Here is an 18430-nt window from a genome sequence, read left to right on the forward strand (position 1 = left end):
CACAGGGTTTGGTTATCCCCTGATTCACCACGAAAAATATGCATGACTGGCCGAAATCCTTTGTTGAGGATTGCGGCGCATCCTCGCGGACGTCCCGCGCGTGCGCGCCTTATTCATCAGGGTCGCCATGTCCCGCCTTCCCGCCGTCCTGAGCGCGCTTGCGCTGCTCGCCGTTCCGACCCTGGCGCTTTCCCAGGCCAACAGCCTGAGCATCGAAATCGACCGCGCCTCGCGCGTTCAGCTGCCGGGGGCGGCCGCCTCGGTCATCGTCGGCAATCCGCAGATCGCCGATGTCTCGGTGGTCGACGCCAACACCCTGTTCATCACCGGCAAGGGCTATGGCGTGACCGAGGTGATCGCCGTGGACGCCATCGGCCGCACCCTGTTCCAGCGCGAGGTCGTCGTCACCGGCGGTTCGACCGGATCGGTGCGCGTGTGGCGCGGCGGCCAGGCGACCGAGATGGCCTGCGCCGCCTCCTGCGCCCCCAGCGTCCGCGCGGTCGGCGACACCGGCGCGGTCGGTTCGCCCTCGGCGCCCGCCGTCACGACGCCCTGACCCGGATGCGCCTGTCCTTCGCCAACCTGCGTCGTCTCCAGCGCCGCCGTCGCTCGCGCGACGGCTCGGCGGCGGTCGAGTTCGCGATGATCGCCCTGCCGTTCTTCATGATGCTGTTCGCCATCTTCGAGCTGGCGACGATCATCACCCTGGATTCGGTGCTGGAGAACGCCACCATCCAGACCGGTCGCCTGGTCCGCACCGGCCAGGCCGAATCCCAGGGCTTCGACGGGGTGAAGTTCAAACAGGCCCTGTGCCAGCGGATGAACGTCTTCCGCCCCGACTGCGCCAATCGCGCGCGCGTCGACGTGCGCGTGGTCGACAACTTCGCCAATCCGATCCCGGCGGTCGAACAGCCGACCGGCCCGGACGATCCCTACAACGGCGGCGAACCGGGCCAGCTGATGCTGGTCACCGTCTGGTATCGCCAGCCGGTGCTGACCCCCTTCCTCAGCAAGGGCGCCACGGGCTCCGGCCGCGAGACGGTGCTGACCGCCACCACCGCCTTCCGCAACGAACCCTGGGGCACGCCCGCCCCGCTGGCGGGTTGAGGCCTATGGTCCGGACCTTTCTTCGCCGGCTGCGGCACGACACCCGCGGCGTCTCGGCGGTCGAGTTCGCCATTCTGGCGCCGACCATCATCATGATCTACTTCGGCCTGGTGGAGTTCGCCCAGGGCTACATGGCCCAGAAGCGCACCACCCACGTCGCCTCGATGGTGGCCGACCTGACTGCCCAGAACGCCAGCCTGACCACCAGTCAGATCACCAACATCTTCGGCATCGGCGACAAGATCATGCGGCCCTTTTCGGACGCCGATCTCAGCCAGCGGGTCACCAGCGTGGCGCGCAGCGGCAATACGGTGAAGGTGGTCTGGAGCCGCGCCAACGGCGGCCTGGCGCCGCTGGCCAAGAACAGCGTCTACACCGTGCCGTCGCTGGACCTGCTGCCGGACGGAGAGGGGCTGATCGTCGCGGAATCGGCGTTCAAATACACCTCGCCGGTCGATTTCGTCCTGCCCCAGCCGGTGACCTTCCGCCACACCTCCTACCTGCGCCCGCGCAACACCGACACGGTCGATTGCAGCAACTGCTAGCCGGCCAGCGCCTGGCGGATCGCGGCGATCTTGGCCTCGGTCTCGGCCAGTTCGGCGTCGGGATCGCTGTCGGCCACGATGCCCGCGCCGGCCAGGGTGCGAAACCGCCAGCGGCCGTCCCCCTCCTGCTCGAACGCCGCCGTGCGGATCAGGACCGAAGCCGTCAGGCCGCCGTCCTCCTCCACCAGGAACAGAGAGCCGCACCAAGGCCCGCGCGGCGGCTCGTGGGCGGCGATCACCTTCATCGCCTGATGCTTGGGCGCGCCGGTGATCGAGCCGGGCGGAAAGGTCGCCTCCATCAGATCCGCCGGGCCTACTCCCGCCGCCGCCCGGCCCGTGACGGTCGACACCAGGTGATGCACCGTCGGATGCCGCTCCAGCGCGAACAGCGCCTCGACCCGGACCGAACCGGGCCGCGAGACGCGCGCCAGGTCGTTGCGCATCAGGTCGACGATCATCAGGTTCTCGGCCCGGTCCTTGGCGCTGGCCACCAGTTCGGCGGCGCGGGCGGCGTCTTCCGCCGCATCGGCCGCGCGGGGGCGGGTGCCCTTGATCGGCCGCGCCTCGATGCGGCCCGTCGCGGCCTGGAAGGCCAGGAACAGTTCGGGCGAGTTGGACACCAGCGCCCGCTCGCCGATCCGCCAATAGGCCCCGAACGGCGAGGCGCGTCCCTGCTGCAGGCGCAGGAAGACGTCGAACGGATCGCCGCCCGGCTTCAGCCGCCCGCCCCAGGCGCGCGCCACATTGGCCTGGAACAGTTCGCCGGCCGCGATGCGCGCGACCACGTCGGCCACGGCGGCGCGATAGGCGTCGTCGCCGGCTTCGGCCGCGAAGGCCTCGGCCGGGGCGGGGGGGGCGGCGGGCGTCGCCGCGCGCTCCAGCCAGCCGGCGGCCCGGCGGGCGGCCGCCTCGGCCTGGGCGGTGGTGCGCCCGCGTCCGACGGCGCGGACCGTCCCCGCATGGTGGTCAAAGCTCAGCAGCGCCGGATAGCGGGCCAGCATCAGGTCGGGCCAGACCTCGTTCCTCGGCCCGGTCGCCGGCCGCGCGCCGGCGTCATAGGCGGCCAGCCCGACCGTGCCGGGTCCGAACGCCGGATCGCGCAGGGCTGCGAAGGGGGCGGGGGGCTCGACCGCGCCAACATGGACCCGGTCCGGTTCGGCCGCGACGTGCGACCAGCGCCCGCCCCGCCCGCCGTCCGACAGCAGGACCAGGGCGCCGTCGCCGCCGCCCAGGCCCGCCGCCACGTGGACCGGATCCGTCCACGGACGATCCAGGACGACGACCGTTTCGCCAGCCCCGCTCACGCTGACAGCCGCGCCTCGATCCCCGCGCGCAGGGCGCTGTCCACGCCCAGGGCCTGTTCCAGATAGGCGTCGACCGAGCCGTGCCGCGCCTCGATCTCGGCGAAGGCGGCCTCCAGATAGGCGGCCTCCACCCCCAGGAAGGCCACCACCGCCGCGTCGGAGGCGACCCGACCGGTCATCTTCTCCAGCCGCCGCGCGATGGCGGGCGCCCGGCCCGCCAGATCCACCGCCGTATTGGTCAGCAGATAGTCCTCGACCATGTCGTCGCGCCCCACGCCCAGCAGATGATGGGTCAGGGCGGCCAGGAAGCCGGTCCTGTCCTTGCCCGCCGCGCAGTGGATCAGCACCGCCCCGTCCGCCTGGGCCAAGGCGCGGAAATAGCGGGCGAAGAGGTCCAGATGGGCCGCGTCGAACGGCAGCCGGCGATAGGTCATGTCCATGAACCGCCGCCCGCTGTCGGGGGTCAGGTCCCCGCTCTTCAGAAAGGCGATGTGCGGCGCCTCGGCCCCGTCGTCCAGGCCGCCCTCGATCACCGCGGCGGCGAACCCCTCGTGCCGGCGCGAGGGCTGGTCGCGGCGTTCGCCGGGGCGGCGCAGGTCGACCACCGCCGCGATCCCCAGCGCCTTCACCCGCTCCAGGTCCGCGTCGCTGGCCCGCGCATGATGGGCCGAACGCAGCAGGCGGCCGGGGCGCACGCGCCGCCCGGCCGCCGTGGCGTAGTCGCCATAGTCGCGGAAGTTGTCGATGGCGTCGAAACGCAGGAGGCGCGGGCTCATGCCCTCTTCTAGCGCGCGGGCAGCAGGCCCGCCATCGCATCGAGATAGGCCACGAAGGCGGTGCGCCCGTCGTCGGTCAGCCGCGCCGTCGTCAGCGGCTTGCGGCCGGCGAAGGTCTTTTCGACGGCGACGAACCCCGCCTCTTCCAGCTTGCGCAGATGGACCGACAGGTTGCCGTCGGTGGTCTGCAGGCGCGCCTTCAGGGTGGCGAAGTCCGCCGCCTCGGCCCCGGACAGATAGGCCATGATCCCCAGGCGAATGCGGCCGTGGATCACCTCGTCGATGCGGCCGATGTCGAAATCGTCCGCCATCAGACGACCTCCGACGGTTCCTGCCGCATCAGGATCAGGCCGGGGATCAGGGCGACGGCCGCCAGCACCACGGTGAAGACCAGATAGATGGCCGGCGAATCCGCGAACCAGGCCACGGCCACCGCCCCGGCGTAGGACAGCAGGGCCGTCATCGTCATCCAGCGGGTCCGCGTCATGGCCGCGCCGACCATCCACGCCGAGCCGTAGGCGACCAGGACGATCGTCGGCATCGCCATCATCCACCGCCAGTCGCCCGACTTCACCGCCAGGGCGACCAGGCCCAGCCACGTCACGAAGATGCCGTAGCCGACCCCGCTCCAGGCCGCGCCCACCGCGGTGTTGCCCGAGGAGTTGTAGCCCGGCTTGCCCTTCATCCGGCCGATCAGAACCGTCAGCACGCCCGCGAAGACGACGCCCGCCCCGATCCACAGCCACAGCTGCGCCCAGGGACTGACGCTCACGACGCCCGACTGGATGGCCCACTGGCCCAGGTTCGCGGCGCCGAAGATCACGGCGGCCGCGACCAGCACCGGTCCGGCCATCAGGGGCGCGTGTCGGCCCTCATGGGCCAGGGCCCGCATATAGGCGATGTCGTCTTGAAGGGTCTGCGTGTCGCGCGTCATGGCGTCCTCCTGTGAACTGGATCCACCATGCATCAAGAACTTTACGATGTAAAGTGCTCTGTGACTTTCAGGCCTGCGTGGGTCGACAGTCGTGTCGCGACCGTGTTGTCTCGGGGGCACAGCCAGTCTGCGGGGGTTCCATGTCCGTCAATTTCCAGCGCGTCGCCTATGCGACGCTCCCGGTGTGCAACCCCGTCCATATCGCGGATGTGGAGGCGGCCGCGGCGCGCACGGGCCTGGCGCCGGGCGCCCGTTCGCTGGACCTGGGCTGCGCCCACGCGGGCGTCGCCATACGCCTGGCCCGGCGTTTCGGCCTGGCGTTCGACGCGGTGGACGCCGACGGCGCCATGACCGAGCTGGCGCGGGAGCGGATCGACCAGGCCGGGGTCGCCGACCGCGTCACGCTTCATCACGCCTGGTCCGGCCCCTTCCTGGCCGACCAGCCGCCCTATGAGTTGATCGTCGCCTTCGGCACGATCGAGCCGGTCGGGGCGGGGGTGCGCGAACCCGCCGCCATCATGGCCGGACTGGCCCGCCGCCTGACGCCCGGCGGCTGGCTGATGTGGGGGGACCTGGCCTGGAAGAGCGAGCCGCCGGCGCCGCTGCGTCAGGTGATAGAATCCAACAACCTCTACGCCGACCACGCCGGCTGGCAGGCGGCCGCGCGCGACGCGGGGTTGGAGGTCGTCTCGGCCCAGCTGTCCGACGACGCGGCCTGGGCCTATTTCCTGGACGGCATGGAAACGGCCGTGCGCGACTGGACCGCCGCCAACCCCGATCGCCCCGAGACGGCCGCCATCGCCGCGCGCGGCGACCAGGTCAGAAGCCTGTTCGCCTTCGGCCGCGACTACCTGGACTTCGGCCTCTATCTGCTGCGCCGCCCGAATGACTGACGACGCTGCGGCGCGCGCACTGGCGGCCCTTATCTGAAAGGCGGCTCGTCGAAGGCGCGCAGCTTGCGCGAATGCAGGCGCGGGCCTTCGTCGCGCATCAGGTCCACCGCCTGGATGCCGATCTGCAGGTGTTCGGAGATCGAGCCTTCGTAGAAGCGGTTGGCCTGGCCCGGCAGCTTGATCTCGCCGTGCAGCGGCTTGTCCGACACGCACAGCAGGGTGCCGTAGGGCACGCGGAAGCGATAGCCCTGGGCCGCGATGGTGGCGCTTTCCATGTCGATGGCGACGGCCCGGCTCTGGTTGAAGCGCAGCGCCGACTTGGAATAGCGCAGTTCCCAGTTCCGGTCGTCGGTGGTCACGACGGTGCCGGTGCGCAGGCGCAGCTTCACCTCGTCGCCCGGCATGCCGCTGACCGACTTGGTGGCGTCGTACAGGGCGCGCTGCACCTCGGCGATGGACGGGATCGGAATGTCCGGCGGCAGCACCGCGTCCAGCACGTGATCGTCGCGCAGATAGGCGTGGGCCAGGACATAGTCGCCGATGGTCTGGCTGGCGCGCAGGCCGCCGCAGTGGCCGATCATCAGCCAGACGTGCGGGCGGGTGACGGCCAGGTGGTCGGTGATGGTCTTGGCGTTGGACGGCCCGACGCCGATGTTGACCAGGGTGACGCCCTTATGGCCCGGCGCGGTCAGGTGATAGGCCGGCATCTGGTGCTTCTTCCAGGCCGTGTCGCTGATCGCCGCTTCCGGGTTCGGCGTGTCCTTGGTGATGACCACGCCGCCGGCGCACGACAGGGTCTGATAGGGGCTGTCGGGCCGCCTCAGCTGTTCGATGGCCCAGCGCACGAACTCGTCGACATAGCGGTTGTAGTTGGTGAACAGCACATAGGACTGCACGTCGTCGACCGGCGTGCCGGTGTAGTGCCTCAGCCGCGCCAGCGAAAAGTCGGTGCGCAAGCCGTCGAAATGCGACAGGGGAAAGTCGCCCGCCATGTCGAACAGGCCGTCGGCGATCTCGTCGCCGATGTGGGCCAGGTCCGTGGTCGGGAACCAGCGCGCCAGGGCTGCGGTCATCGACCGGTCCAGCGCGACCTCCAGCCCGTCGGTGACATAGGGAAACGGGATTTCCTGGCGCGACACCCCGACCTCGAACGCAGCGTTATACTCCTGTTCCAGCAGGCCCAGCTGTTCGCTCAGATAGGGGCGGAACAGGTCCGGCCGCGTGACGGTGGTGGAATAGCTGCCCTGTTTCGACAGCCGGGCGTAGGCGCGCGGCTCAAGGTCCTGGGGTCGGTCTCCGTCCCAGCGGATGCGAAGCTCGGGATAGGCGAACACCCCTTCGGCGCGCCGGACCGGATCGGGTCGTCCGCCCGTCTCGACGAAATCCCGCACGGCGTCGCGCAGGTTGGTCACGGATCGGGTGTAGAGGGTTTCGAGGCGGTCCAAGGCCGCCTGTGCTGTCATCTGTTCTGTCATGACTTCCTCTAGCGAAGCTTCATGACAATGGCGAGGTGTCGGCGGGTCAATCGTGATTTCGCTGCATTGCAGCAATTTATGCGCGGTGCATGGTTGCGACCGGGGCGGTCATGGCGCATCTGGCCCGGATGACCCCTTCCGCCGCGTCAGCCCCCGTCCAGAAGCCCGGCTTCGTCGAATTCGTCTGCCTGGTCGCGGCGCTGATGGCGATGAACGCCCTGGCCATCGATTCCATGCTGCCGGCCCTGCCGCACATCGGCCAGGACCTGGCGGTGCGCTCGCCCAACGGCGTCCAATGGGTGGTCACCGCCTATCTGCTGGGCTTCGGCGGCGCCCAGCTGGCGTACGGACCCCTGGCCGACCGCTTCGGCCGCAAGCCGATCCTGATGGCGGGGGTCGGGATCTATGTGCTGTTCAGCCTGCTGGCGACCCTGGCGCCCACCTTCGACACCCTGATAGCGGCCCGCGTCGGCCAGGGTCTGGGCAGCGCGGCGACCCGGGTGCTGGTGGTCTCCATCGTGCGCGACCGCTACAGCGGCCGGGACATGGCGCGGGTCATGTCGCTCAGCTTCCTGGTCTTCCTGGGCGTGCCCATCCTGGCCCCCTCGGTCGGCGCCCTGATCATGCAGTTTGGTCCGTGGCGCTGGATATTCGGCGTTCTGATGGCCTACGGGCTGTCGGTCATGCTGTGGGCGTTGCTGCGCCTGCCCGAGACCCTGCATCCCGAATATCGCCAGCCGATCCGCCTGCCGCGCATCGCCGCCGGTTTCCGCGAGGCGCTGACCAACCGCGTCTCCCTGGGCTACACCCTGGCCATGGGCGCCCTGATGGGCGGATTGTTCGGCTTCATCAATTCAGCCGAGCAGATCTTCTCCCAGGTGTTTCACGCCCCGTCCGTCTTTCCCCTGGTGTTCGCCGCCATCGCCGGCGGCATCGCCGTGGCCTCTCTTTTGAACGCGCGCCTGGTCGGGCGGCTGGGCTCGCGACTGATCTCGCACACGGCGTTGATCGCCTTCATCGTCATCGCCGCGATTCATGCCGGCGTGGCGATGGCGGGGGTGGAGTCGATCTGGACCTTCGGGGTGCTGCAGGCCATGACCATGTTCTGCTTCGGCCTGATGGCGGGCAATTTCGGCTCGATGGCGATGGAGCCGATGGGCCATATCGCCGGCACCGCCTCTTCCGCTCAAGGATTCCTGTCGACCATCCTGGGTTCCCTGGCGGGCTTCGCGGTGGGCCAGCAGTTCAATGGCACCACCGTGCCGATGATGATCGGCCTGACGGTCTATGGCCTGCTTGCGCTGGCGATGGTGCTGTTCGCCGAGAAGGGCCGCCTGTTCCGCGCCCACCACGTGCCGAAGGCCAAGGCCGCCGCAGAGGCTTGATCTTTTCGCCGTTTCCGCGCGTTCTCCCGGCCGACCTCTCGATCAGTTCCGGATGAAAGTCTCGATGACGCGCAAAGCCCTCGGCCTCGTCTCCGCCCTTGCCCTCGCCGCCGCCCTGGGGGTCAGCGCCTGCTCCACCCCGACCGGAGGCGCCGCGATGATCCCGCCCGCCATCGCCCCCGCCCCCGGGCCCGAGGCCGTCGACAGCCACACCTACGCCCACCCCGAGATCGCCCGCGTCGTCGACGTAGCCCTGGACCTGACCGCCGACTTCCAGGCCAAGACCCTGTCGGGCTCCGCGACGCTGGACATCCTGGCCGTCCCCGGCGCCAACGAGATCGTCCTCGATATCCGCGACCTGGACATCCAGGACGTGACCGACGCCGAGGGGCGTCCCTTGCGCTTCGTCGTCGGCGACAACGACGCGATCAAGGGCCAGCCCCTGACGGTCTATTTCCCCGCCTTCGCCGCCAACGAGCGGCGCAAGATCACCATTCGCTACTCCACCCGGCCGGACGCGGCGGCCCTGCAATGGCTGACCCCGGCCCAGACGGCGGGCGGGAAGAAGCCCTATCTGTTCAGCCAGGGCCAGGCCATCCTGACCCGCACCTGGGTCCCCACCCAGGACAGCCCCGGCATCCGCCAGACCTATTCGGCCCGCATCGTCGCGCCCGAAGACCTGACCGTGGTGATGAGCGCCGATCACCTGACGCCCCAGGGCGAGCCGGTCGGAAACGGCATGAAGGCCTGGCGCTTCCGGATGAACAATCCGATCCCGCCCTATCTGATCGCCATCGGCGTGGGCGACCTGGCCTTCGCTCCGTTCGACGGACGCACCGGCGTCTGGACCGAGCCCAGCCGCCTGGCCGCCGCCCGTTGGGAGCTGGAGCCGACCGCCGCCATGGTCGACGCCGCCGAGAAGCTCTACGGCCCCTATCGCTGGGGCCGCTACGACCTGCTGGTCCTGCCGCCCAGCTTCCCGTTCGGCGGTATGGAAAACCCCAAGCTGACGTTCGCCACCCCCACCATCATCGCCGGCGACCGCTCGCTGGTCTCGTTGGTGGCGCATGAGCTTGCGCACTCCTGGTCGGGCAATCTGGTCACCAACGCCACCTGGAACGACTTCTGGCTGAACGAGGGCTTCACCTCCTATTTCGAGAACCGGATCATGGAGTCCCTCTACGGCCATGACCGCGCCGTGCAGGAGCAGGTCCTGGCCTGGGACGGGCTGCAGGACGAGCTGAAGACCCTGCCGGCGGCCGACAACCGGCTGCATCTGGACCTGACCGGCCGCGACCCCGACGACGGCATGAGCACCATCGCCTACGACAAGGGCGCCGCCTTCCTGCGCACCATCGAGCAGACGGCCGGTCGTGAGCGGTTCGACGCCTGGCTTCGCGGCTATTTCGATCGCAACGCCTATCGTCCGATGACCACCGCCATGTTCCTGGAGGACATCCGCGCCAACCTGGTCAAGGGCGACCCCGCCCTGGAGAACGCCTTGCAACTGGACGCCTGGGTCTATCAGCCGGGCCTGCCGTCCAACGCCGTCGCCCCGGTGTCGCACGCCTTCGAGCCGGTCGACGCCGCGGCCGTGGCCTTCTACCGCGACAAGGGACCGGCTTCGGCCATTCCGTGGGCGGACTGGAACACCCAGCAGCGTCAGCGTTTCCTGGGCTGGCGGCCCGACGGCCTGCGAGCCGGCGCCGACTGGCTGACCAACGCCCAGCTGGCCGATCTGGAATCGACCCTGAACCTGGCGAAGGAGGGCAACAGCGAGCTGACCTTCGCCTGGCTGCAGATCGCCTTGGCCCACCGCTATCAGCCTGCGGTCGCCACGGCCGAGACGTTCCTGACCAGCCAGGGCCGGCGCAAGTTCGTCATGCCCCTGTTCCAGACCCTGTGGGCCGAGGGCGACTGGGGCCGCCCCATCGCGCGCCGCATCTACGCCGAGGCGCGCCCGCTGTATCACCCGGTCACTTCCGGTTCGGTCGACGCGCTGGTCGGCCGACCCTGACGGGCTTGAAGGGCGGAGGGGGCGCGGCGCCCGCATTCCCTCCGCTCGCCATCCCAATTCCTGAAACGGGCGGCTTGGAAAACAACGGCTTGGCCCCTGCCGGGACCGATCGACCTCGCACGCCCTGAAACCGTGCGATGATCCCTCGCGCCGCAAACGAGCGCGGGAGGGGAAGGCGGGGCGGCGCGGATTTCAGACTATTCAGACTATTCAGACTCTCTTTTTCGCCCTCGGAGTCTGAAATCACAGATTGATCACCGTCGCTCCGTCCTCGCGCGCCAGGCGCTCGGCCAGGACCGCACGGTGGCATCCGGCGTGGTCGGCCTCGAAGCACAGCAGGGCGACGCGTCTTTCGGCCGCCAGGGCCTTCAACCGGGCGTACTCCAGCTGGGCCTGAGGCTCGGCCATGTGATCGGCGAAGATGGCGCGCATCTCGGCCACATGGCCCTTGCGCGCGGCGTCGCGCCCGGCCTTGGGCGTGCCCAGGCCGCGCAGATGAACGTAGTCGACGTCCTGGGCCTTCAGGCTCTCGCTCAGGATGGTCTTGGAGAAGCCGGCGCGGCGCGAGGCGGCGACGGCCCGCACGTCGACCAGGGTCTCGACCCCGGCCGCCTTCAGACGGTCGATGACCTGGGCCTGGGTCGCGCCTTCGTACCCGATGGTGAACAGTTGCATTCACCTCAGATGGGGCGGGGCGGCCCGAACGCCAGCGTGGCCGCCAACGCCCGCGTTGCGGTGCGGCGCCCTATCGTCTATCCCGCCGACACCGATTTCGACTGGAGCTTTCCCAATGGCTGACCTGGCCCCCGGCGTCGTGACCCTCTTCGGAGGATCGGGCTTCATCGGGTCGCAGGCCGTGCGCGCCCTGGCCCGTCGCGGCTGGCGCATCCGCGTCGCCGTGCGTAACCCGGTCCTGGCCATCGAGGTCCAGCCGCTGGGCGACCCCGGCCAGATCCAGTTCATGCGCTGCGACGTCACCAATCCCGACGACGTGGCCCGCGCGCTGCGGGGGTCCGACGCCCTGGTCAACCTGGTCGGCGTCCTGCACGACGGCGGCAAGCGCCGCGGCTTCCAGGCCATCCACGTCGAGGCGGCCCGCATCATCGCCGAGGCGGCTCGCGCCGCCGGCGTCCGCCGCGTGGTCCAGATCTCGGCCATCGGCGCCGCCGCCGACAGCCCCTCGGCCTACGCCCGGTCCAAGGCCCAGGCGGAACAGGAGATTCGCGCCGTCCACCCCGACGCGGTGGTCCTGCGCCCGTCGCTGGTCTTCGGCGCCGGCGACGGCTTCCTGAACCGCTTCGCTTCGATGGCGACCTTCAGCCCGGTCCTGCCGCTGATCGGCGGGGGCGAGACCCGGTTCCAGCCCGTCTATGTCGGCGACGTGGCCGAGGCGATCGCCCGCGCGGTGGTCCAGGGCGCGGCCGCGGGCCAGACCTACGAACTGGGCGGACCCTCGGTCTGGACCTTCCGCGAGGTGCTGGAGCTGGTGAAGCGCGAAACCGGCCGCGACCGCCTGCTGGCCTCCGTCCCCTTCGTCGTCGCCCGCCCCCTGGGCGCCGTGCTGGAGATGGTCGGCCTGTTCGGCCTGACCCCGCCGCTGACCCGCGACCAGGTGCTGATGCTTCAGGTCGACAATGTCGTCGCGCCGGGCGCCGCGACCCTGGCCGACCTGGGCGTGGTCCATCCGACGGGGATGGAGGCCATCGCCCCGTCCTATCTGTGGCGCTACCGCACCGGCGGCCAGTTCGCCCAACTTCCCGCGCTCGACGCCTGACCCGGCGCCGGGCGCCGCCCGGCCTCGCGCCTCCAAAGGATGCCTTCCGCCTCGACCCGTCCCGACCCGATCCTGACGCCGCCCCCCGCTCCGGGCCTCGACGACGCCCGCGCCCTGCTGGCCCGGGTCTGGGGCCACGCCGACTTCCGCGGCCTGCAGTCCGAGGTGGTGGCCCAGGTCCTGTCCGGCGCCGACGCCCTGGCGGTGCTGCCCACCGGCGGCGGCAAGAGCGTCTGCTACCAGATCCCCGCCATCCTGCGCCCCGGCCTGGGGTTGGTGGTCTCGCCGCTGATCGCCCTGATGACCGACCAGGTCGAGGCGCTGAAGCAGCAGGGCGTCGCCGCCGCCCGCCTCGATTCCGGCGTCTCGCTGGACGACCGATCGGCCATCTGGCGCGCCGCGCGGGCCGGGGAGCTGGACCTGCTCTACGTCTCGCCCGAAGGCCTGGCGGCCGGCGCCATGCTGGACCGGCTGTCCGAACTGCCGCTCAGCCTGATCGCCATCGACGAGGCGCACTGCGTGTCTCAGTGGGGCCACGACTTCCGCCCCGACTATCGCAATCTGGGCCTGCTGGCCGAGCGCTTTCCCGGCGTGCCCCGCATCGCCGTCACCGCCACCGCCGACGCGCGCACCCGCGACGACATCCTGCGCTCGCTGCGGTTGGAGGGGGCGCGGGTCTTCGTCGACAGCTTCGCCCGCCCGAACCTGCAGCTCTCGGCCGAGCGCAAGCCCAACGCCTCGCGCGCCCGCACCGACGCCCGCGTCATCGAACTGGTGCGCGAGCGGCGCGGCAAGTCCGGCGTGGTCTATTGCGGCAGCCGCGACGGCTGCGAACGCGTGGCCCAGGCGCTGCGCGACGCGGGGACCAACGCCATCGCCTATCACGCCGGCATGGACACGCGCGAACGCGACCGCCGGCTGGAGCGCTTCCTGGCCGAGGACGGCGCCGTCATGGTCGCCACCATCGCCTTCGGCATGGGGGTGGACAAGGCCGACGTCCGCTTCGTCATCCACGCCGATCCGCCTGGCTCGCTGGAGGCCTACTGGCAGGAGATCGGCCGCGCCGGTCGCGACGGCGAACCGGCCGAAGGGATCACCCTCTACGGCCCGTCCGACATCGCCTGGTCGCTGCGTCGTCTCGACGGCCGCCCGATGGCCGAAGAGATCAAGCAGGTTCAGGTCCGCAAGGTGCGCCAGCTGTTCGCCATGCTGGACGGCGCGGTCTGCCGGCCCCAGGCGGTGCGTCGCTACTTCGGCGAACAGGACGCGGCCCCCTGCGGCGTCTGCGACGTCTGTTCCGATCCGCCCCTGCTCTATGACGCCACCGTTCCGGCCCAGAAGGCCCTGGCGGCGGTCCAGCGGCTGGGCGGTCGCTTCGGTCGGGGCCGCGTGGTCGATCACCTGACCGGCCGCACCAAGGACGTCCAGCCGTGGGAAACCCAGCTGTCGACCTGGGGCGTCGGCGCCGACCTGTCGCCCAACGGCTGGCGCGACATCGTCGACCACCTGCTTTTCGAGGGTCTGCTGGTGGAGGACCCGAACGACGGCAAGCCCCTGGTGGGGCTGGGCGAGGCCGAGGCCGTGCGCGCCGTCTATCGCGCCGAGCGGCGGATCGAGGTGCGCCGCGTCCCCGTCCGCTCCGACCCCCCGCGCCGCCGCGACCGGAGCGGAGAGGGCCGCAACGCCGCCCTGGAGTCGATGGAGGCCGACGTCCGCGCCCGCTTCGAGGCCCTGCGCGCCTGGCGCCGCGACCGCGCCGCCGAACAGCACGTGCCGCCCTATGTCATCTTCCAGGACAGGACCCTGATGGAGATCGCCCACGCCGAGCCCGGGGACCTCTCCGCTCTGGCCGCCGTCTCCGGCGTCGGCCAATCCAAGCTGGATCGCTACGGCAAGGGGGTGCTGGAGGCGTTGTCGCGCAAAGAGACGCCGGAGGATCGCCCACCGACATCATCGACCGCGCCCGCGACCTGCGCTCCGAGATGAGTCTGCCGGAGGTGCAGCTCTGGCAGGCCCTGCGGGGACGACAGCTGGAGGGGCTGAAGTTCCGCCGCCAGCACCCGCTGCCGCCCTATGTGCTGGATTTCTACTGCGCCGAAGCCCGTCTCGCTGTCGAGATCGACGGGGAGACGCACGCCATGCCGGGGCGCGCCGCTCAGGACGCGCGCCGCGACTCCTTCCTTATGGAACAGGGCGTCCGCACGCTTCGCATACCGGCCCGGGCGGTGCTGGACGATCTGGCCAGCGTCACCGATCACATCGCCCGCGAGGCGCGGCGACAGTGATCTTCTCCCGCTTGCGGGAGAAGTGGCCCGTCGATCGGCGCAGCCGATCCAGGGTCGATGAGGGCGGTAATCTCACTTCCCCCATCATCAGGCGCGTCGCTTCGCGCCCCGACCTGACACTTCCCCCGCCCGCGGGGGAAGATTCTTCACGCAAGGAAGCGGCGCACCACGGCCAGGAACCGGTCCGGCTGGTCGATCATCACCTGGTGTTCGGCCCCCTCGATCCGCTCGAACCGGGCGGGCTGGCGCAGGTTGGCGAAGCCGTAGCGGTAGAGGCCCTCCAGCCGGTTGCGGGGATTGCCCGTGTCGGGGCTCCAGCCATAGACGACCGTGACCGGGGCGGTGATCTCGCGCAGCCGCAGGCGCAGGTCGACCGTCAGCGCCTCATACAGGCCCTGGGCCAGCACCCGCCGGTCGCCGCCCTGAAGGTTCAGGCCGTTGAACACCATGTCGCCGGCCAGTCCCAGGTCGCCGCCCAGGGCCGACACCTGACCCGCCAGCGCCTTGTCCCCGAACAGCATTAGGGCCTGGTATCCCAGCCGCGCCAGCGGCTCGACCTGGCCCGGCGTCGCGCGCGAATCGACCAGGGCCGGAAAGAAGGGCGAGGAGTCCACCACCATCACCCGCCCCACGCCTTCGCCCATGTCGGCGGCGACCCTCAGCGCGATCTGCCCGCCCAGGGAGTGGCCGATCAAGGCGGGCTGGCCGAGGCCCTGCGTCTGGATATAGCGGCGGATCTCGTTGGCCGCCGGCCCCGACAGGCCGCCGCCTGCATTGGCGCCGATGTCGGTCTGGCCGAAGCCGCGCAGCGTGACCAGGTGCACCCGGTAGCGGTCGTCCAGCCGGTCCGCGGTCGATCGCCACGCCGCCCCGGTCGATCCCAGGCCGGGAATGAAGATCACGTCCGGGCCGCTGCCGCGCGTCTCCACGATGATCCGATCCGAATGAAACGGCGAGGTGCGGCTCTGGTCCTGGGCTTGCGCCCCATCGGGCGCGACGGCGACGATGAACAGGCACAGGGCGGCGAGAAGGCGAAACATGGCGGCGACCTAACGCCGGATCGGGGCCATTGGTTGACCTCGGTTCACCGTCGGGTCCGCAGATAGGCCAGGGTCAGGGCGTAGCGCGCCAGTTCCGACAGGACCAGGCAGGCCAGCAGGGCGTTGGCGATCAGAACGAGCAGATTGGCCGGCGTGGTCCAGCGCAGCAGGGGCCGCAGGACGGGATCTCCGATCAGGCCCAAAACGAACAGGGTCGCCGCCACCGCCGACAGCAGCCCGATCAGCGCCATCAGCGAGACGTGACTGGCGGTCAGGGCCGCCCGGCGCTCGGCGGCGCCTTCGCGCTCGTGCGCACGGGGCGCGAGACGCGCGATCAGGGTCAGGACCCCTTCTCCGACCGCGATGAGCACCAGCCCCAGCACGAACAGGCCGCCCATGTCGGCGGCGAAGCCCTGGCCCTTCAGGTCGCCGGCCGCCACGTGCGACACCAGCCGCCAGCCGTAGAGGCCCCAGACGCCCGCGGTGACGACGATGGCGATCCACAGATGACGTTCGCGCAGGCTCATGGCCTCACCGTTTCTGGCAACTGGGGCAGTAGAAGGTCGAACGCCCGCCCTGGACGATGCGGCGCACGACGCCCGTGCAGCCCTCGCCCCGGCACGGCTGGCCCTCGCGGCCATAGACGTCGAAGCGGTGCTGGAAATAGCCCTGTCCGCCCTCGGCGTTGGCGAAGTCGCGCAGGGTCGAGCCGCCGGCCGCGATGGCGTCGTTCAGCACCGCGCGCACTTCGGTCGCCAGCCGCTCCAACCGCGCCTTCGAGACCGCGCCAGCCGCGACCCGGGGCGAGATGCGGGCGCGGTACAGCGCCTCGCAGACATAGATGTTGCCCAGGCCCGCCACGATCCGCTGGTCCAGCAGACTGACCTTGATGTTCTGTGTCTTTCCGGCGAAGGCCTCCACCAGATGCGCGCCGGAAAAGCCGTTGCCCAACGGCTCGGGACCCAGGCCGGCGAACCACGGATGGGCCTCGACCGCGTCGGTGGCGATCAGACCCATGAAGCCGAACCGGCGCGCGTCGGCGAAGCCGATGCGGGTGCGTCCGGGCCGTTCGGCGCAGGCGCTGAAATGCTCGTGCTTGCCGGCGATGGGGGCCGGTTCCTCGAACTCGCCCAACTGGCGGCCGTCCAGGGTGAAGCGGCCGGTCATGCCCAGGTGGGTGACCCAGGTCTCCCCGGTCGACAGGGGCATCAGCAGATATTTGGCCCGGCGGTCGATACGCTCGACCCGCGTGCCCTCCAGCCGCTCGACGAACTGCTCGGGGAAGGGAAAGCGCAGGTCGGGGCGGTTGATCCGCACATGGGTCAACCGCGCGCCCTCCAGCACCGGCGTCAGGCCGCGTCTGACGGTTTCGACCTCGGGAAGTTCGGGCATGGCCCGTCCTAGCGCGCCCGGCGGGGCCGATCCAGCGGCGCGGCGGCGGCGCGCCAAGGGGCAGGGGGCGATCAGCCTCTAGGCGCCTGCGACAATATGCGCTTACGGTCGGCGCGAACCGTGGGAATTTCCGATGACTGATGCAAACGCCGCGGCCGCCAAGGGCGGTAAGCGGCTCGAACTCACCCTCCGCGCCGTGGTGCTGGGGTGCGTGCTGGCGGTGATCTTCACCGCCGCCAACACCTATCTGGGCCTGCTGGTGGGCCTGACCTTCGCCTCGGCCATTCCGGCGGCGGTGATCTCCATGGCGATCCTGCGGGCGTTCCGCACCTCGACCCTCTGGGAGAACATGACCGTCCAGACCGTGGCCTCGGTCGGCGGGGCCATGAGTTCGATCATCTTCGTCCTGCCAGGCCTGGTGATGATCGGCTGGTGGCTGTCCTTCCCCTTCTGGCAGTCGGTGCTGATCTGCATCCTGGGCGGGGTGCTGGGCGTGACCTTCTCCATCCCGCTGCGCCGGGCCCTGGTGGTCAACGGCGGCCTGCCCTACCCCGAGGGCGTCGCCGCCGCCGAGGTGCTGAAGGTCGGCTCGCGCGGGGCCGAACAGAGCGAAAGCGCGGTGCGCGAGAACAAGTCGGGCCTGTGGGTCGTGGTCGCCGGCGCCGCCGCCTCGGCCGGCTATGCTCTGCTGGTGGCGGGCCGCATCTTCGCCGGAGAGGCCGCACGATTCTTCAAGTTGCCGGCCGCGCTGGGCGGCGGGGCCACGGGCATGGGTTTCGGCATGCAGTTCGCCCTGCTGGGCGCCGGCCACCTGATCGGCCTGACCGTGGGACTGGCGCAGCTGTTCGGCCTGGTGCTGGCCTGGGCGATCGCCGTGCCCATCCTGACCAGCCCGGACACGGTCGCCTGGCTGACGGCGCACGGGATCCCGTCGATCGCCTCGACCCTGCCGGCCGGCGTGTCCGCCGAGGAGCTGGCCGGGACGGTGTGGAGCCGCGAGGTGCGCTTCATGGGCGCGGGCGTCATCGGCGTCGCCGCCATCTGGACCCTGCTGAAGCTGGCCGGGCCGCTGGTCGGGGGGCTGACCTCGGCCCTGGCCGCCAACGCCCGCCGGTCGCACGGCGAGACGCTGGAGCGGACCGAGATGGACCTGCCGATCAAGCTGGTGGGCGGGCTGTCGCTGGCCTGCCTGATCGGCATCGCCGGCCTGCTGGCCTGGTTCGCCCAGAGCGCGCCGGCCCTGGCGGGATCGACCGTCCTGCTGGTCGGCGGGGGCCTAGTCTATGTGGTGCTGATCGGCTTCGCCGTGGCGGCCATCTGCGGCTACATGGCCGGCCTGATCGGCTCGTCCAACAGCCCGGTGTCGGGCGTCGGCATCCTGGCCATCGTCATCGCCTCGGTGCTGATGCTGGGGGTGATGGCCGTCGCCGGCGTGCCGGCCGATCCGTCGATCATCGCCTTCGCCCTGATCGTGACGGCGGTGGTCTTCGCCGTGGCCGTCAT

The 18430-nt window shown here is 70.5% G+C and carries 20 protein-coding genes; 11 read left to right on the plus strand and 9 right to left on the minus strand.

Annotated features, from left to right (window positions below; all coding sequences use genetic code 11):
• The first annotated feature begins 127 nt into the window (after positions 1–127).
• From B2U11_RS15180 to B2U11_RS15190, 3 genes are read left to right on the plus strand one after another with little or no spacing between them, the layout of a single operon-like run.
• Positions 128–556, plus strand: coding sequence for a pilus assembly protein N-terminal domain-containing protein (locus B2U11_RS15180; RefSeq protein ID WP_292072976.1), 429 nt, complete (start codon positions 128–130; stop codon positions 554–556).
• Positions 557–561: 5 nt separating this feature from the next.
• Positions 562–1107 (plus strand): TadE/TadG family type IV pilus assembly protein, encoded by a 546-nt coding sequence (locus tag B2U11_RS15185; RefSeq protein ID WP_292072978.1) that lies wholly within the window; start codon positions 562–564, stop codon positions 1105–1107.
• 5 nt (positions 1108–1112) lie between these two features.
• Positions 1113–1652, plus strand: coding sequence for a TadE/TadG family type IV pilus assembly protein (locus tag B2U11_RS15190; RefSeq protein WP_292072980.1), 540 nt, complete (start codon positions 1113–1115; stop codon positions 1650–1652).
• Here the strand turns inward: B2U11_RS15190 and B2U11_RS15195 are convergent.
• Genes B2U11_RS15195 through B2U11_RS15210 form a run of 4 tightly spaced genes read right to left on the minus strand, consistent with a single transcriptional unit; the run spans position 1649 to position 4666 of the window.
• The gene (locus tag B2U11_RS15195; protein ID WP_292072983.1) at positions 1649–2956 is read right to left on the minus strand and encodes an anthranilate synthase component I family protein; all 1308 of its coding nucleotides are present in this window, start codon (positions 2954–2956) and stop codon (positions 1649–1651) included. The genes B2U11_RS15190 and B2U11_RS15195 overlap by 4 nt on opposite strands.
• Positions 2953–3732: a tyrosine-protein phosphatase gene (locus B2U11_RS15200; protein ID WP_292072985.1), complete on the minus strand. Its 780-nt coding sequence runs from the start codon at positions 3730–3732 to the stop codon at positions 2953–2955. The genes B2U11_RS15195 and B2U11_RS15200 overlap by 4 nt, the downstream gene beginning before the upstream one ends.
• A gap of 8 nt (positions 3733–3740) precedes the next feature.
• Entirely contained in the window at positions 3741–4043 is a 303-nt protein-coding gene (locus B2U11_RS15205; RefSeq protein ID WP_292072986.1) for a winged helix-turn-helix domain-containing protein, read from the minus strand.
• Entirely contained in the window at positions 4043–4666 is a 624-nt protein-coding gene (locus B2U11_RS15210; protein ID WP_292072987.1) for a hypothetical protein, read from the minus strand. Before B2U11_RS15210 ends, B2U11_RS15205 begins: the two co-directional genes overlap by 1 nt.
• Positions 4667–4806: 140 nt before the next feature.
• Here B2U11_RS15210 and B2U11_RS15215 point away from each other — a divergent pair, with 140 nt between their 5' ends.
• Entirely contained in the window at positions 4807–5559 is a 753-nt protein-coding gene (locus B2U11_RS15215; RefSeq protein WP_292072989.1) for an SAM-dependent methyltransferase, read from the plus strand.
• Between the two features lie 29 nt (positions 5560–5588).
• Here B2U11_RS15215 and B2U11_RS15220 read toward each other — a convergent pair whose 3' ends face one another.
• Positions 5589–7034, minus strand: coding sequence for an AMP nucleosidase (locus tag B2U11_RS15220; RefSeq protein ID WP_292072992.1), 1446 nt, complete (start codon positions 7032–7034; stop codon positions 5589–5591).
• A 128-nt stretch (positions 7035–7162) separates the two neighbouring features.
• Between B2U11_RS15220 and B2U11_RS15225 the strand changes: the two genes are divergently transcribed.
• Together B2U11_RS15225 and B2U11_RS15230 are read left to right on the plus strand one after the other, a co-directional pair.
• Entirely contained in the window at positions 7163–8419 is a 1257-nt protein-coding gene (locus tag B2U11_RS15225; RefSeq protein ID WP_292073009.1) for a multidrug effflux MFS transporter, read from the plus strand.
• A gap of 64 nt (positions 8420–8483) precedes the next feature.
• Positions 8484–10436, plus strand: coding sequence for a M1 family metallopeptidase (locus tag B2U11_RS15230; protein WP_292072993.1), 1953 nt, complete (start codon positions 8484–8486; stop codon positions 10434–10436).
• A 243-nt stretch (positions 10437–10679) separates the two neighbouring features.
• Here B2U11_RS15230 and B2U11_RS15235 read toward each other — a convergent pair whose 3' ends face one another.
• Complete coding sequence (locus B2U11_RS15235; protein WP_292072995.1) at positions 10680–11111, minus strand: DUF488 family protein; 432 nt, start codon at positions 11109–11111, stop codon at positions 10680–10682.
• Here B2U11_RS15235 and B2U11_RS15240 point away from each other — a divergent pair.
• The 4 genes from B2U11_RS15240 to B2U11_RS15255 are packed head-to-tail and all read left to right on the plus strand — an operon-like array spanning position 11106 to position 14495.
• The gene (locus B2U11_RS15240) at positions 11106–11234 is read left to right on the plus strand and encodes a hypothetical protein (RefSeq protein WP_292072997.1); all 129 of its coding nucleotides are present in this window, start codon (positions 11106–11108) and stop codon (positions 11232–11234) included. The genes B2U11_RS15235 and B2U11_RS15240 overlap by 6 nt on opposite strands.
• Positions 11227–12210 carry a complex I NDUFA9 subunit family protein gene (locus B2U11_RS15245; RefSeq protein ID WP_292072999.1) on the plus strand — a complete coding sequence of 328 codons (984 nt, stop codon included), beginning with the start codon at positions 11227–11229 and terminating at the stop codon, positions 12208–12210. The genes B2U11_RS15240 and B2U11_RS15245 overlap by 8 nt, the downstream gene beginning before the upstream one ends.
• Before the next feature lie 39 nt (positions 12211–12249).
• Complete coding sequence (recQ, locus tag B2U11_RS15250; protein ID WP_292073001.1) at positions 12250–14196, plus strand: DNA helicase RecQ; 1947 nt, start codon at positions 12250–12252, stop codon at positions 14194–14196.
• On the plus strand, positions 14193–14495 hold the full coding sequence (locus B2U11_RS15255) for an endonuclease domain-containing protein (RefSeq protein WP_292073003.1): 303 nt from the start codon (positions 14193–14195) through the stop codon (positions 14493–14495). Before recQ ends, B2U11_RS15255 begins: the two co-directional genes overlap by 4 nt.
• 146 nt (positions 14496–14641) lie before the next feature.
• Here B2U11_RS15255 and B2U11_RS15260 read toward each other — a convergent pair whose 3' ends face one another.
• Genes B2U11_RS15260 through mutM form a run of 3 tightly spaced genes read right to left on the minus strand, consistent with a single transcriptional unit; the run spans position 14642 to position 16927 of the window.
• Positions 14642–15535 (minus strand): alpha/beta fold hydrolase, encoded by an 894-nt coding sequence (locus B2U11_RS15260; RefSeq protein ID WP_292073004.1) that lies wholly within the window; start codon positions 15533–15535, stop codon positions 14642–14644.
• 44 nt (positions 15536–15579) lie between these two features.
• A complete protein-coding gene (locus tag B2U11_RS15265; RefSeq protein WP_292073005.1) occupies positions 15580–16062 on the minus strand; it encodes a hypothetical protein in 483 nt (160 codons plus the stop codon).
• 4 nt (positions 16063–16066) lie between these two features.
• Entirely contained in the window at positions 16067–16927 is an 861-nt protein-coding gene (gene mutM / locus B2U11_RS15270; protein ID WP_292073006.1) for a bifunctional DNA-formamidopyrimidine glycosylase/DNA-(apurinic or apyrimidinic site) lyase, read from the minus strand.
• 133 nt (positions 16928–17060) lie between these two features.
• Here mutM and B2U11_RS15275 point away from each other — a divergent pair.
• Positions 17061–18430 (plus strand): OPT family oligopeptide transporter (locus B2U11_RS15275; protein ID WP_292073007.1); only part of this gene is annotated, 1370 nt, incomplete at its 3' end.

Origin of the sequence: Brevundimonas sp. UBA7534 (assembly GCF_002479325.1) — a bacterium.
Taxonomy (GTDB): Bacteria; Pseudomonadota; Alphaproteobacteria; order Caulobacterales; family Caulobacteraceae; genus Brevundimonas.

Bases quoted from the DNA above. Each gene is read 5' to 3' on its own strand.
- B2U11_RS15180 (WP_292072976.1), top strand. From the start codon at position 128: ATGTCCCGCCTTCCCGCCGTCCTGAGCGCGCTTGCGCTGCTCGCCGTT.
- B2U11_RS15185 (WP_292072978.1), top strand. From the start codon at position 562: ATGCGCCTGTCCTTCGCCAACCTGCGTCGTCTCCAGCGCCGCCGTCGC.
- B2U11_RS15190 (WP_292072980.1), top strand. From the start codon at position 1,113: ATGGTCCGGACCTTTCTTCGCCGGCTGCGGCACGACACCCGCGGCGTC.
- B2U11_RS15200 (WP_292072985.1), bottom strand. From the start codon at position 3,732: ATGAGCCCGCGCCTCCTGCGTTTCGACGCCATCGACAACTTCCGCGAC.
- B2U11_RS15205 (WP_292072986.1), bottom strand. From the start codon at position 4,043: ATGGCGGACGATTTCGACATCGGCCGCATCGACGAGGTGATCCACGGC.
- B2U11_RS15210 (WP_292072987.1), bottom strand. From the start codon at position 4,666: ATGACGCGCGACACGCAGACCCTTCAAGACGACATCGCCTATATGCGG.
- B2U11_RS15215 (WP_292072989.1), top strand. From the start codon at position 4,807: ATGTCCGTCAATTTCCAGCGCGTCGCCTATGCGACGCTCCCGGTGTGC.
- B2U11_RS15220 (WP_292072992.1), bottom strand. From the start codon at position 7,034: ATGACAGAACAGATGACAGCACAGGCGGCCTTGGACCGCCTCGAAACC.
- B2U11_RS15225 (WP_292073009.1), top strand. From the start codon at position 7,163: ATGACCCCTTCCGCCGCGTCAGCCCCCGTCCAGAAGCCCGGCTTCGTC.
- B2U11_RS15230 (WP_292072993.1), top strand. From the start codon at position 8,484: ATGACGCGCAAAGCCCTCGGCCTCGTCTCCGCCCTTGCCCTCGCCGCC.
- B2U11_RS15235 (WP_292072995.1), bottom strand. From the start codon at position 11,111: ATGCAACTGTTCACCATCGGGTACGAAGGCGCGACCCAGGCCCAGGTC.
- B2U11_RS15245 (WP_292072999.1), top strand. From the start codon at position 11,227: ATGGCTGACCTGGCCCCCGGCGTCGTGACCCTCTTCGGAGGATCGGGC.
- recQ (WP_292073001.1), top strand. From the start codon at position 12,250: ATGCCTTCCGCCTCGACCCGTCCCGACCCGATCCTGACGCCGCCCCCC.
- B2U11_RS15255 (WP_292073003.1), top strand. From the start codon at position 14,193: ATGAGTCTGCCGGAGGTGCAGCTCTGGCAGGCCCTGCGGGGACGACAG.
- B2U11_RS15260 (WP_292073004.1), bottom strand. From the start codon at position 15,535: ATGTTTCGCCTTCTCGCCGCCCTGTGCCTGTTCATCGTCGCCGTCGCG.
- B2U11_RS15265 (WP_292073005.1), bottom strand. From the start codon at position 16,062: ATGAGCCTGCGCGAACGTCATCTGTGGATCGCCATCGTCGTCACCGCG.
- mutM (WP_292073006.1), bottom strand. From the start codon at position 16,927: ATGCCCGAACTTCCCGAGGTCGAAACCGTCAGACGCGGCCTGACGCCG.